Below are 13,522 nucleotides of genomic sequence, written 5' to 3' on the forward strand. Positions count from 1 at the left end.
ACTTGAAACAAAAAGACAGGCAGGGTACAATCAGCTTGTCTGAAGATACAGGAGGATTATATGAAACAACAGGTAATAGTTGTAGGAGGAGGCGCTTCCGGTCTTACAGCGGCAATTATGGCTGCCAGATCGGGAGCTTCTGTTACAATTATGGAACATACGTCAAAGCCAGGAAAAAAGCTCCTTTCTACTGGAAACGGCAAATGCAATCTGACCAACTTATCAAGGCCTGACGGCGCTTACCGCAGCAATCACCCTGGATTTGCCGAGCAAGTACTGAACCGTTTTACCGTGGAGCAGACTTTGGAATTCTTTCGGGACCTTGGTATCGTGCTTACGGATAGAAACGGTTATGTTTATCCCAATTCCGGGCAGGCATCTACTGTTTTAGAGGCCCTTCTTTTTGAACTGAAGCATCTGGGAGTTCCCATACTTACTGATTGCAAGGTGGAGAAGATAAAGCCCGGCTTAACCGTGATAACTTCTCAAGGAAAGAAAAAAGCAGATGCTGTGGTTCTGGCAGCCGGTTCCATGGCAGCTCCAAAAACCGGCTCCGATGGAAGCGGTTATGAACTGGCAAAAGCACTGGGGCATCATGTGATCCAGCCCCTGCCGGCCCTGGTGCAGCTTAGGTGCAGGGAAAAATGGTATAAACAGGCAGCCGGTGTCCGGACAGATGCGCTTGTCACCTTGAAAATTGACGGAAAAACAATAGCCAGTGACCAGGGAGAGCTGCAGTTTACGGATTATGGGATTTCAGGTATTCCGGTTTTTCAGATAAGCCGTTTTGCTGTCAAAGGAATTCATGAAAAAAAACAGGTGACGGCAGAACTTGATTTGTTTCCATCCATGGATTTTACGGAAACACAGCAGATGCTGACAGAAAGAAGAAACCGTTTTAATTACAGACCGGCAGCAGAGTTTTTAAATGGTGTTATCAATCAAAAATTGATCCCCATACTTTTGCAGGAGGCCGGGATTCAATCAGGAAATGCAGACAAAATCACTTCGGCCCAGATTAAAAAACTAACGGCCGCCTTAAAAAGATTAAAAACCGTAATCACTGCCTCCAATCCCTATGAACAGGCTCAGGTATGCAGCGGCGGAATTGATACCAGAGAAATAAATGCAAATACCATGGAATCAAAGATCATAAACGGTCTGTATCTGGCCGGTGAAATTCTTGATGTGGACGCAATCTGCGGCGGATATAACTTACAATGGGCATGGACCAGCGGTGTGCTGGCAGGAAAACATGCAGGAAGAGGAAAGAGATGATCAGAATTAATCAGTTAAAGCTTCCGGTGGACCACACGGAAGAAGCACTTTGGGCAAAAGCGGCAAAGACATTAAAGGTACCGGTTAAACAGATTGAACGTCTTCAAATTATAAAACAGTCCGTTGATGCCAGAAAAAAAGACGAAATTCATTTCACTTACTCCATTGATGTGAAGCTTCCAAATGAAGAATCGGTTATACATAGAGCAAAAAATGTAAATGTAGTGTTGGCCGAAAAAAAAGAATATGGTTTTCCCGCCTCCGGGTCTTTAAAGTTGTCCAGCCGTCCCGTTATTATCGGAACCGGACCGGCCGGTCTTTTTTGCGGTGTTATGCTTGCAAGAAACGGATATCGTCCCATTCTTCTGGAACGCGGAGAGTCAGTAGAAATGCGCAGACAGTCGGTGGATGAATTCTGGAAGAACGGAATTTTAAAACCGGACAGCAATGTTCAGTTCGGGGAAGGCGGAGCAGGAACCTTTTCGGATGGGAAGTTAAATACTCTGGTAAAAGATCCTTTTATGAGAAACAGAAAGGTGCTTGAACTTTTTGTGGAATTCGGAGCAGATCCCTCCATTCTTTATATCAATAAACCACATATTGGAACCGATGTATTAAGTAATATCGTGAAACGGATGAGACAAGAGATCAACCGGCTTGGAGGAGACGTGCGTTTTAACAGCCGTGTGACGGACTTTATCATAAAGGATGGCCGGCTTTCTCATGTGGTGGTGGAAGAGAAGGAAGAAATTCCGGCTGAGATTCTCGTTTTAGCCATAGGGCACAGTTCCAGAGACACCTTTGAGATTCTGGAAAAACGAGGAGTTCCTATGGAAGCCAAGCCATTTGCAGTCGGACTTAGAATCCAGCACCCTCAGGAAAGTATAAATTATTCCCAGTACGGTACGGCACACCATGATGTATTAGGTGCCGCTGACTATAAACTGACGCATAAAAGTTCAGGCGGCAGAGGGGTGTATACCTTCTGTATGTGTCCGGGCGGATATGTGGTCAACGCTTCTTCGGAAGCAGATATGCTGGCCGTTAATGGGATGAGCTATCACGACCGGGCAGGAACCAATGCCAACAGCGCCTTAATCGTTACGGTTTCCCCCAATGATTTTGACGGAACAGGACCTCTCTCCGGGGTTTCCTATCAACGAAAGCTGGAGCAGGCTGCTTATATAAGCGGTGCAGGAAAAATACCGGTGCAGTTATATGGGGATTTCAAAAACAACCAGTTATCCAAATCCTTTGGAGACGTAGAACCGGCATTCAAAGGGCAGTATGGATTTTCTTCTATCCGGGATTTCCTTCCTTCTTATTTATCAGAGGCTTTCATCGAAGGGGTGGAGGCTTTTGACCGGAAGATCCGCGGATTTGCAAGAAAGGATGCTATTCTGGCCGGTGTGGAAAGCCGGACCTCATCTCCCGTACGAATCCCAAGAGACGAGCTGTTTGAATCCGGCATCAAAGGAATCTATCCCTGCGGGGAAGGTGCCGGGTATGCAGGCGGGATTACGTCCGCCGCTATGGATGGAATAAAAGTTGCGGAAGCCATTGCCGCCAAATTTGAAAGGTTCCCCATCTAATTGACGAATGTTAAAAAATGATGTAAGATATTTAGCAAAAGGACTGGAGAAAGTGGATGGAACGATGAACATCAGGGAACGGGATATACTAAAAGATAAACAAAGAATTGTAATTAAGATTGGGTCCTCATCCTTAACTCATACCTGTACCGGCGATTTAAATCTGATGAAAATTGAAAAGCTGGTCCGGGTAATCAGTGATTTAAAAGGAGAGGGCAAGGAAGTCGTATTGGTTTCCTCGGGAGCGATCGCTGCCGGACGTCAGGCGTTGGGGCATCATTCCCGGCCCGATACCATTGCTGAAAAACAGGCATTTGCGGCAGTGGGCCAGGCCAGGCTTATGATGGTGTATCAAAAACTTTTTGCAGAGTACAATCAAATTGCAGCACAAGTTCTCCTGACGAAGAATACCATGACTCATGACACAAACCGTTACAACGCTCAGAACACATTTGATGAGCTTTTAAAGCTTGGAACCATTCCGATTGTGAATGAGAATGACACAGTATCTACTTCCGAAATCCCTCTTGTGGATAATTTCGGAGATAATGACCGGCTTTCCGCCATTGTAGCAGCACTGATCGGAGCGGATCTATTAATTCTCTTATCCGATATTGACGGATTGTATTCGGATGATCCAAGGCAGAATCCGGATGCAAAATTCATCGGTCTTGTTAGGGAAATCACTCCGGAGCTTCTCCGTATGGGCAAATCCACTTCCGGCAGTGATGTAGGTACCGGAGGCATGGCGGCAAAGCTGGCCGCTGCCCGGATTGCTACGGATGCCGGGTCCGATATGGTGATTGCCAATGGAGATCATGTGGAAGTCATACAGCAGATCATGGCAGGCGAAGAAAAAGGGACTTTATTTATGGCCCACCCAAACCATGATTTTGATTTAATGAATTATATTAATTACGAGTATTAAGGAGAAACAGATGAACCAGGAGAAAATAGACCGCATTAATGTTCTTTACCATAAATCCAAGTCTGTGGGACTTAGCGAAGCAGAGCAGTTGGAACAGGCGGCTTTAAGAAAAGAATACATTGAATCTATCCGCAACAGCTTAAGAGGAAATTTAAATAATATTTCTGTTCAGGAAAAAGACGGTACCATTACCGATCTGGGTAAAAAATATGGAAATGTTGGAAAAGAGTAAAATAAGAAAATACATTAAAGAACAACGGCAGACGCTGGATTCAGCCACGGAGCATCAATGGGATGAATCCATCTGCCGGGAGCTGCTTGATTTGCTGGAAATACGTCAGGCATTCTGTGTTTATTGCTATGCTTCCTTCCGCGGAGAAGCAGGTACATGGAAGTTTATGGAGACGTTGCTTCGGCAGGGCAAATACATAGCGGTTCCAAAAGTGAAAGGAAAAGAACTGGAGTTTTATGCCATAAGCGGAAAGAAAGATCTGGAAGAAGGGGTAATGGGGATCATGGAACCCAAATCCACCTGTTTAAAGATATGCGACCCGGATGCTCCTGTTATTGTACCTGGGGTTGCTTTTGATAAAGAAGGGAACCGCCTGGGATACGGCGGCGGATATTATGACCGTTTTTTTGAACGGGAACCATCTCATTTCCGTTTGGCGATTGCCTATAATTTTCAGCTGTTTGACCGAATTCCGGCAGAACCTCACGACAAGAAGGTTGACCGGATAATCACTCCGAAAGGATTGGATGGGGGACTCTAATATGACTATTACAGAAATTGGAAAGAAAGCAAAAGAAATAACCGGTATTATCGGAATTCTTGGATCTGAAAAAAAGGACGAGGGCTTAAAGTCCGCGGCAGCGTGCTTATTAGAAGGAAAAGGTGAAATTCTTGCTGCCAATGAACGGGATGTGGAAAAAGCATTAAAATCAGGCATGAAAGCAGGATTGATCGACCGTCTGAAACTGACTTCTGAGAGAATTGGAGCCATGGCAGATGGTCTTTTGTCTGTGGCAGCTCTGGAAGATCCGGTAGGAGAAGTCCTTTCTATGAAACAGCGTCCCAATGGCCTTATAATCGGTCAGAAGCGTGTTCCTATGGGCGTTGTGGGAATTATTTACGAAGCCAGACCTAATGTAACGGCTGATGCATTCGGCCTTTGCTTTAAATCCGGCAATGCGGTGATCCTAAAAGGAGGGAGCGATGCTCTGGAATCTAATATTGCCATTGTAAAATGGCTGAGAGCCGGTCTTTTAAGAGCCGGTCTTCCTGAAGATTCCATTCAACTCATAACGGATACGGACCGGGAAGTGACGAGACAGTTCATGTGTCTGCGGGAGTATGTGGATGTGTTGATCCCCAGAGGCGGGGCAGGACTGATCAAGGCCGTTGTGGACAACAGCACCATTCCTGTCATTGAGACAGGAACCGGCAACTGCCACATTTTTGTGGATGAGTCTGCTGATTTTAACATGGCATTGGATATTATCTTTAACGCGAAAACTCAGCGAATCGGCGTATGCAACGCATGTGAATCTCTGGTGGTTCACAAAAGCATCGCTCCTGAATTTCTTCCTCTGTTAAAAGAAAGGCTGTCCTTAAAGTCAGTGGAAATCCGGGCAGATGAAGAAGCATGTTCTTTGGTTCCCGGTTTTGTTTTGGCCACAGAAGAGGATTGGGGACAGGAATATTTGGATTATATCGTGTCTTTAAAGCTGGCAGGCTCTGTTGATGAGGCAATCAGCCATATTAACCGATACAGCACCGGACATTCGGAAGCCATCATCACATCGGATTATGCCAATTCCCAGAAGTTTTTAAATGAAATTGATGCTGCAGCCGTTTACGTCAATGCTTCTACAAGATTTACCGATGGATATGAATTTGGATTTGGGGCTGAAATCGGCATCAGCACCCAGAAGCTCCATGCAAGAGGCCCCATGGGATTAAAGGAGCTGACAACAACGAAATATATTATTTTTGGCAATGGACAAATCCGTCCATAATCCGCTGCATTCTGAATATTGTTACAGAATAATGACCTGTTTAATCGTTTGAAATAAGGATGAAACTAAAATTAGCAATATTTTAGCGTTTCATCTCCCGCATAGTATGATAAAATTAAAGCTGTAAAAATATATTACTGGTAACAAAGGAGATTATTATGGATTTTTCACTGATTATTGGTATTATTATTGGTGTAGCAGCGCTTTTAACGGGCTATGTGCTGGAACACGGTGTAATATCGTCTTTGTTTTTGATTAGCCCTTTTGTTATAGTTTTTGGCGGAACTGTGGGATGCGTAATTGCTTCCTTTTCCTTCAATGATATTACCATGGCCATGAAGGCGATGTTTAAGAGCTTTAAGCATCCCCATTCAGGCAGCATGGAACGTATGATATCCAAGATTTCCATGATATCAACCCGTTACAGAACCGAGGGAGTGACCTGTCTCGATGATATCAGCCGTGATCCTGAGCTCAACCAGGAGGAATATCTGCTTTTAAAAGAAGGTCTGGTATTGATACAGGAATTAAAATCGCCGGAGGACATCCAGTATACCCTGGAGTCCGACATCAGAGCTTATGTGCAGCAGAGAAGCATTGAAGTCAGTGTGTTTGAGGCCGCAGGAGGTTTTTCCCCGACCATGGGAGTGATCGGAACCGTTATGGGGCTTATCATGGTGCTTGCTTCAGGATTTGATGATCCTTCCAAGCTGGCCGGCTCCATTGGTACTGCATTTATCGCAACTCTGTACGGTGTGTTTTTGGCCAATATCGTTTATCTGCCGATTGCAACCAAGTTAAAGACACAGCTGAAGAGAAAGCAAATCCAGAAAGAAATGGTTGTTGACGGTGTTTGTATGATTGCAAGAGGCAGTACTTCCCGGAATATAGAAAATGAGCTTGCCCTCTATTTCCAGGCGTTTTCAGATGGTGGTAAGAAATATAAGCAGGGAATTGAAAACTAAGGGAAGGGGGAAGCAAGATGGGCAGAAGAAGACTGGAACCAGAGACAGGTAAAGAAAATTCAGACCGTTGGATGCTTACCTATGCAGATATGATCACTCTGCTCCTGGCCTTGTTTATTATCATGTACGGCATGAGTTCTGTGGATTCACAGAAAGTAAAAGAAATGTCACAGGGATTGGAACAGGCATTAAATCACGGAACATCCAAAACCCAGGTGGGCGGAGCCGGTTCTGTTTCTTCTGATAATCTGGAGAAAGTATATAAAAGTCTGCAGGCTTACATAAAGGAACGTGATTTGGAACAGACGATTGATGTAACTTCCAGCGGTGCCACAATCACCATTCGTATGAAAGATAAGATGTTGTTCAAACCGGATACAGCCGAATTGCTGCCGGGAAGTAAACCGGTCATTGAGGAGATTGCCAGGACTCTGGAAGCCATTTATCCGGATATCAATCATATCACAATCACGGGCAATACGGCAGATTTGGGAAACCGGGATGCTTATAATGAGGCAGATTCCTGGCAGCTATCGGTAAACCGTGCGGTTACGGTATTGAATCACATGACCTCCATCGGCCTGGAGGCGGATAAGATGTCGATTGAAGGAAACTCTCACTACAATCCCATTGCCTCCAATGATACGGAAGAAGGCAGAGCCAAAAACCGCAGAGTAGAAATTACGATTACAGGAAGTGCAAACTAGGACCAAAGAATTGACATTCCCAAGTCTTTATGATAAGCTGATACTATATTAAACGGAAAGAGGTGAAAGAATGGAGTTATAATTCTTGCTGAAGTTACTGCATGAGGAAAAGATAAGAGAAACTATATCTTTTTTTTGTGCCTGTTTTGCAAGAATATCAATTCCATTCCAAGGCTCTTTTTTTGTTGTTAAATCGGTTGAAAGCGTATATCGCCCATGCTGGAAAAAGATGACAGGCGGCTGTGAGAATTGATCTCTTGCAGTCTTTTTTTGTGCAGAAATAGTATTCTGCAAGAGTGGAGGTATGCCGATGTCGTTAATACAAGTTACGGATTTGTCATTCACTTACGAGGGTGGGTACGATCCGGTATTTGAGCATGTATCGTTTCAGATTGATACCGATTGGAAGCTGGGATTTACAGGGAGAAATGGAAGAGGGAAAACGACCTTTTTAAATCTGTTAATGAAACGCTATGAATACTCGGGAAGGATTATTTCCAGCGTGGAATTTGAATATTTTCCATTTCCGGTACCAGACCAGGAGAGAGACACTTTGGAAATTATAGATTCTATTCTGGGGGATTATGAGCAATGGCAGCTTAAGAGGGAACTTTCCAGATTACAGGTTGCAGAAGAGGTGCTGTACCGCCCCTTTTTTACGTTGTCAAATGGGGAGCGTACCAAAATACTGCTGGCTGCTCTTTTTTTAAAGGAAGACCGTTTCCTTTTGATTGATGAGCCTACCAATCATTTGGACAGGGATGCAAGGAAATTGGTCAGCCGGTATTTAAGCAGCAAAAAGGGATTTATACTGGTGTCCCATGACAGAAAGTTTATTGATGACTCGGTAGATCATATACTTTCCATCAATAAAACCAATATAGAAGTGCAAAAAGGTAACTTTACTTCCTGGTATGAAAATAAACAGAAACAGGATCAGTTTGAGCAATCAGAAAATGAACGTCTGAAAAAAGGAATCCGCCGTTTGGAATCTGCGGCAAGGCAGTCAAAAGAATGGGCGGATCATGCGGAATCGACAAAATTAGGAAAAAAATCTATGCTGCATGAAAAGTCTGTTGATTCCAGGGCTTATATAGGAGAGAAATCCAGACGGATGCAGATGCGCAGAAAGAATCTGGAACAGAGACAGGAACGGGCCATTGACGAAAAAAATGGACTGCTGAAGAATATGGAAGAAGCAGAACCATTAAAACTTTTTCCCCAAACCCATCATAGCAACCGGATCCTGTCCCTGAATAAAGTAGTTCCCTGTTTTGACAGACCGGTATGCAAACCAGTGAGCTTTCAGCTGGAACAGGGGCAGCGCATTTCCCTTCAGGGGAAAAACGGAAGCGGAAAATCCAGTATCATAAAACTGATTCTGGGAAAAGAAGCATCCGGCATCCAGGTATCCTATGAGGGTACCATAGAAACGGCCGGCGGTATAAAAATTTCCTATGTGTCCCAGGATTCTTCCTTTTTAAAAGGCAGTCTGACGGAATTTGCAAAAGAATCCGGGATAGAAGATACTCTGTTTAAAGCGGTTCTTAGAAAATTGGATTTTTCCAGGGAACAGTTTGAAAAGCAGATGGAAACATACAGCGAGGGACAAAAGAAAAAGGTTCTCATTGCCCGCAGTCTTTGCGAACAGGCCCATCTGTATCTGTGGGACGAACCGTTGAATTTTATTGATGTATATTCCAGAATACAGATTGAAGATTTGATTCTGGAATTTCAGCCTACCATGGTTTTTGTGGAGCATGATGAAGCATTTACCAGCCATGTCTCCACCCATAGGGTGCAGCTGGAACAAGTGGATTTTGGACTTTGCAATCAATAGTATTTATGTTATAATGGGAAAATCGAATAAAAGTAAGAGGTTAAGTAGATGAATTATATAAATATGACTTATGATGAAGCTTGTCATTACGCACCGACGGAAGAACCTGCAAGGCAATACTTTTTTATGGAATACTGCAAGGCATTGATCGGCAAACAGAAGGAGATGTCGGGAAAAGACTCCTTTACCTTCCACATTGCAACCTTCGGATGCCAGATGAATTCCAGAGATTCAGAGAAGCTGCAGGGAATATTGGAAGCAATCGGTTTTGTGGAGACAGATTCGGAAGAAGCTGATTTTGTACTTTATAATACCTGTACGGTCAGAGAGAACGCAAATCAAAGAGTTTATGGCCGTCTGGGCTTTTTAAACAGTTTGAAGAAGAAGAACCCGAATATGATGATCTCCCTTTGCGGCTGCATGATGCAGGAAGAAGAAGTGGTGGCAAAGATCAGAAAGAGTTATCGGTTTGTAGATATTATTTTTGGTACTCATAACATCTTTAAACTGGCCGAGCTGATGGCAGAACGTCTGGATAAGAAAAAGATGGTGGTAGACATCTGGAACGGAACGGACCGCATTGTGGAGGATCTTCCCACGGACCGGAAGTATTCGTTTAAATCAGGCGTTAATATTATGTTTGGCTGTAACAATTTTTGCAGCTACTGCATCGTTCCTTATGTGCGGGGAAGAGAGCGGAGCCGAAGCCCTAAAGATATTGTGGAAGAAATCAAAAAACTTTCTCAAGACGGTGTCATTGAAATCATGCTTCTGGGGCAGAATGTCAATTCCTATGGTAAAAATTTGGATGAGCCAGTATCCTTTGCCGATCTTCTCACTCAGGTGGACCAGATTGAGGGTCTGGAACGGATTCGTTTTATGACGTCTCATCCCAAGGATTTATCCGATGAGCTGATTGAAGCTATGAAAAATTCAAAAAAAGTATGCCGTCATCTTCATTTGCCGCTCCAATCCGGAAGCAGCCGGATTTTAAAGGCGATGAACCGGAGCTATACAAAAGAACAGTATTTGGAGCTTGTGGAAAAAATCAGAACAGCCATGCCGGATATTTCCCTGACAACCGATATTATTGTAGGTTTTCCTGGAGAGACGGAAGAAGATTTTTTAGAGACCATGGACGTGGTGAAAAAAGTCCGTTTTGACAGTGCCTTTACCTTTATTTATTCCAAACGTACCGGAACACCGGCTGCCAAGATGGAAAGTCAGATTCCGGAGGAAGTGATAAAGGATCGTTTCGACCGTTTATTAACGGAGGTACAGAAGATTTCCTCAGAGGTATGCGGAAGAGATGAGCATACGGAACAAAAAGTTTTGGTGGAGGAAGTGAATGACCATGGGGAAGGCCTTTTGACCGGACGCTTGAGCAATAATACGACTGTGCATTTTAAAGGAGATCCTTCTCTTATCGGAAAAATCGTGAATGTGTATTTGGAGGAATCCAAAGGCTTTTATTACATGGGAACATTAAGACCATAAACATAAGAAAAGAGGATACAAAATAGCATGGCTGGTTTATCACCAATGATGACCCATTATCTGGAGACAAAAAAGGAATATCCGGACTGCATTCTGTTTTACAGACTGGGAGATTTTTATGAGATGTTCTTTGATGATGCGGTAACCGTTTCCAGAGAATTGGAAATAACATTAACAGGAAAAGAATGCGGATTAGAGGAACGTGCGCCTATGTGCGGCGTTCCTCATCATGCCGTTGAGACATATTTAAACCGTCTTGTTCAAAAAGGTTTTAAAGTGGCGATTGCGGAACAGATGGAAGATCCGAAGCTTACGAAGGGGCTGGTAAAAAGAGAGGTTATCCGTGTGGTGACTCCTGGTACCATTACAAGTGCCCAGGCCCTTGATGAGACAAAGAATAACTATTTGATGGGAATCGTCTACATAGGAGAGACATTTGGAATTGCTGTTGCTGATATCAGTACCGGCGATTTTCTTGTCACTGAGGTTGAGTCCGAACGGGAGCTGACGGATGAAATCAACAAATTTTCGCCCTCTGAGATCATCTGCAACGAGGCGTTTTTTGTGTCAGGCGTGGATATCGAGGAATTAAAAAACCGTTATCACACGGTAGTTTCATCTCTGGATCATCATTTCTTTTCGGATGAAGTCTGCCGGAAAATTCTAAAAGAGCATTATAAGGTAGGCGCACTTTCCGGGTTGGGGCTTGATGATTATGACAACGGAGTGATTGCGGCTGGTGCAGTGATGCAGTACATGTATGAGACGCAGAAGAACAGCTTATCCCACATCACAACCATAACTCCTTATTCCACCGGTCAGTTCATGATCATTGACACCTCTACCAGAAGAAACCTGGAACTTTTGGAAACCCTGAGGGAAAAACAAAAGCGAGGCAGCCTTTTATGGGTGCTGGACCGTACAAAGACCGCTATGGGTGCCAGAATGCTTCGTACATACATCGAACAGCCGCTGATCCACAAGGCAGATATCATCAAGCGTCAGAATGCCATTGAAGAGCTGAACATGAACTACATATCCAGAGAGGAAATCTGTGAGTATTTAAATCCGATTTACGATCTGGAACGTCTGATTGGGCGGATCAGTTATAAAACAGCCAATCCCAGGGATTTGGTTGCGTTTAAAAATTCTCTTGAAATGCTGCCCTTTATTAAACATATTCTGGGAGAATTCAGCAGCGAGAGATTGAAGGAGCTTTATGAGGAGCTTGACCCGTTAGAGGATGTTAAGGAGCTGATTGACAAAGCCATTATTGACGATCCGCCTGTTACGGTAAGAGAAGGCGGTATGATAAAAGAAGGGTTTGACGAGGAAGCTGATAAGCTGCGCCATGCCAAAACCGAGGGGAAAAATTGGCTGGCAGAACTGGAAGCAAGGGAAAAAGAAAAGACCGGGATCAAAAACTTAAAGGTAAAATTCAATAAAGTGTTTGGTTATTATTTTGAAGTTACCAATTCCTTTAAAGATCTTGTTCCGGATTATTTCATCCGCAAGCAAACCCTGGCCAATGCAGAACGTTATACTACCGATGAATTAAAAGAACTGGAAGATGTGATTCTTGGAGCGGAAGACAAGCTGTTTTCCCTGGAATACCGCTTATTTGGTGAAGTCCGGGATGCAGTTGCCAATCAGGTGCTCCGGATTCAGAAGACGGCCAGAGCGGTTGCAGGGATCGATGTTCTTGCTTCTTTATCCTCTGTAGCGACAAAGAATAACTATGTAAAACCGCATATTAATGAAAAAGGGTTGATTGATATTAAAAACGGCCGCCATCCGGTGGTCGAGAAAATGATGCGGGATGATTTATTTGTTGCCAATGACACGTATCTGGACAACGGCAAAAACCGTCTTTCCATTATTACAGGCCCGAATATGGCCGGTAAATCCACTTATATGAGACAGACTGCCTTGATCGTCCTCATGGCTCAGATTGGAAGCTTTGTTCCGGCAGAGGAAGCCAATGTAGGGATCTGTGACCGCATATTTACCAGAGTGGGAGCGTCGGATGATTTAGCTTCCGGCCAGAGTACGTTCATGGTAGAGATGACGGAGGTTGCCAACATCCTCCGTAATGCAACCAAAAACAGCCTCATTGTTTTAGATGAGATCGGAAGGGGAACAAGTACCTTTGATGGCTTGAGCATTGCATGGGCAGTGGTGGAGCATATCAGCAATCCCAAAATTCTGGGGGCAAAAACTTTGTTTGCGACCCATTACCATGAATTGACGGAATTAGAAGGTACCATGAGCGGAGTCAACAACTACTGTATCGCGGTAAAAGAGCAGGGGGATGATATCGTCTTTTTGAGAAAGATCATAAAAGGCGGAGCGGATAAGAGCTATGGAATCCAGGTTGCCAAACTTGCCGGTGTTCCGGATTCAGTCATTTTGAGGGCAAAAGAACTGCTGGCAGAGTTAAGCGATGCAGATATTACTGTAAAAGCAAGGGAAATAGCTGAGATTAATTCCAATATTACCCAGAGAAAGGCTGTTCCAAAACCAGACGAAGTGGACCTGCAGCAGATGTCTCTGTTTGATACGGTAAAAGACGATGACATTATTAAGGAACTGGGAGATTTGGAACTTGGCAATATGACACCGATTGATGCGCTCAATACCTTATACCGTTTGCAGACAAAGCTGAAAAACCGTTGGCAGTAAAAAAAAGGAGCTGA

Annotated in this window: 10 protein-coding genes and 1 pseudogene; all 11 read left to right on the forward strand. The window is 44.0% G+C overall.

Translation table 11 applies throughout. The features are described 5' to 3' along the window. Positions 1-33 precede the first annotated feature (33 nt). Positions 34-1,278: pseudogene (locus VIG27_RS08475) on the forward strand (NAD(P)/FAD-dependent oxidoreductase); the annotation flags it as partial. Then, positions 1,275-2,870, forward strand: coding sequence for an NAD(P)/FAD-dependent oxidoreductase (locus tag VIG27_RS08480; RefSeq protein ID WP_394527254.1), 1,596 nt, complete (start codon positions 1,275-1,277; stop codon positions 2,868-2,870). The pseudogene VIG27_RS08475 and the gene VIG27_RS08480, both read left to right, overlap by 4 nt. Before the next feature lie 64 nt (positions 2,871-2,934). Further along, a complete protein-coding gene (gene proB, locus VIG27_RS08485; protein WP_394527258.1) occupies positions 2,935-3,798 on the forward strand; it encodes a glutamate 5-kinase in 864 nt (287 codons plus the stop codon). 10 nt (positions 3,799-3,808) lie between these two features. After that, a complete protein-coding gene (locus VIG27_RS08490; protein ID WP_394527260.1) occupies positions 3,809-4,030 on the forward strand; it encodes a DUF896 domain-containing protein in 222 nt (73 codons plus the stop codon). Beyond that, the gene (locus VIG27_RS08495; protein WP_394527263.1) at positions 4,008-4,571 is read left to right on the forward strand and encodes a 5-formyltetrahydrofolate cyclo-ligase; all 564 of its coding nucleotides are present in this window, start codon (positions 4,008-4,010) and stop codon (positions 4,569-4,571) included. Before VIG27_RS08490 ends, VIG27_RS08495 begins: the two co-directional genes overlap by 23 nt. A 1-nt stretch (position 4,572) precedes the next feature. Beyond that, on the forward strand, positions 4,573-5,817 hold the full coding sequence (locus tag VIG27_RS08500; RefSeq protein WP_394527266.1) for a glutamate-5-semialdehyde dehydrogenase: 1,245 nt from the start codon (positions 4,573-4,575) through the stop codon (positions 5,815-5,817). Positions 5,818-5,975: 158 nt separating this feature from the next. Then, the gene (locus VIG27_RS08505) at positions 5,976-6,782 is read left to right on the forward strand and encodes a motility protein A (RefSeq protein ID WP_394527268.1); all 807 of its coding nucleotides are present in this window, start codon (positions 5,976-5,978) and stop codon (positions 6,780-6,782) included. A gap of 17 nt (positions 6,783-6,799) precedes the next feature. Continuing rightward, positions 6,800-7,489, forward strand: a complete 690-nt coding sequence (locus VIG27_RS08510; protein WP_394527271.1) for an OmpA/MotB family protein — start codon at positions 6,800-6,802, stop codon at positions 7,487-7,489. Between the two features lie 310 nt (positions 7,490-7,799). Continuing rightward, positions 7,800-9,329: a ribosomal protection-like ABC-F family protein gene (abc-f, locus tag VIG27_RS08515; protein WP_394527273.1), complete on the forward strand. Its 1,530-nt coding sequence runs from the start codon at positions 7,800-7,802 to the stop codon at positions 9,327-9,329. Between the two features lie 48 nt (positions 9,330-9,377). Next, positions 9,378-10,826, forward strand: coding sequence for a tRNA (N6-isopentenyl adenosine(37)-C2)-methylthiotransferase MiaB (miaB, locus tag VIG27_RS08520; protein ID WP_394527276.1), 1,449 nt, complete (start codon positions 9,378-9,380; stop codon positions 10,824-10,826). 27 nt (positions 10,827-10,853) lie between these two features. Further along, positions 10,854-13,508, forward strand: a complete 2,655-nt coding sequence (mutS, locus tag VIG27_RS08525; RefSeq protein WP_394527280.1) for a DNA mismatch repair protein MutS — start codon at positions 10,854-10,856, stop codon at positions 13,506-13,508. Positions 13,509-13,522: the final 14 nt, after the last annotated feature.

The sequence above is a fragment of the Lacrimispora sinapis genome (assembly GCF_043633585.1).
Lineage (GTDB): Bacteria > Bacillota > Clostridia > Lachnospirales > Lachnospiraceae > Lacrimispora > Lacrimispora sinapis.

What these genes read in the sequence shown, in the direction of transcription:
- VIG27_RS08480 (WP_394527254.1), top strand. Translation starts at nt 1,275, where the DNA reads ATGATCAGAATTAATCAGTTAAAGCTTCCGGTGGACCACACGGAAGAA.
- proB (WP_394527258.1), top strand. Translation starts at nt 2,935, where the DNA reads ATGAACATCAGGGAACGGGATATACTAAAAGATAAACAAAGAATTGTA.
- VIG27_RS08510 (WP_394527271.1), top strand. Translation starts at nt 6,800, where the DNA reads ATGGGCAGAAGAAGACTGGAACCAGAGACAGGTAAAGAAAATTCAGAC.
- VIG27_RS08505 (WP_394527268.1), top strand. Translation starts at nt 5,976, where the DNA reads ATGGATTTTTCACTGATTATTGGTATTATTATTGGTGTAGCAGCGCTT.
- mutS (WP_394527280.1), top strand. Translation starts at nt 10,854, where the DNA reads ATGGCTGGTTTATCACCAATGATGACCCATTATCTGGAGACAAAAAAG.
- abc-f (WP_394527273.1), top strand. Translation starts at nt 7,800, where the DNA reads ATGTCGTTAATACAAGTTACGGATTTGTCATTCACTTACGAGGGTGGG.
- miaB (WP_394527276.1), top strand. Translation starts at nt 9,378, where the DNA reads ATGAATTATATAAATATGACTTATGATGAAGCTTGTCATTACGCACCG.
- VIG27_RS08500 (WP_394527266.1), top strand. Translation starts at nt 4,573, where the DNA reads ATGACTATTACAGAAATTGGAAAGAAAGCAAAAGAAATAACCGGTATT.
- VIG27_RS08490 (WP_394527260.1), top strand. Translation starts at nt 3,809, where the DNA reads ATGAACCAGGAGAAAATAGACCGCATTAATGTTCTTTACCATAAATCC.
- VIG27_RS08495 (WP_394527263.1), top strand. Translation starts at nt 4,008, where the DNA reads ATGGAAATGTTGGAAAAGAGTAAAATAAGAAAATACATTAAAGAACAA.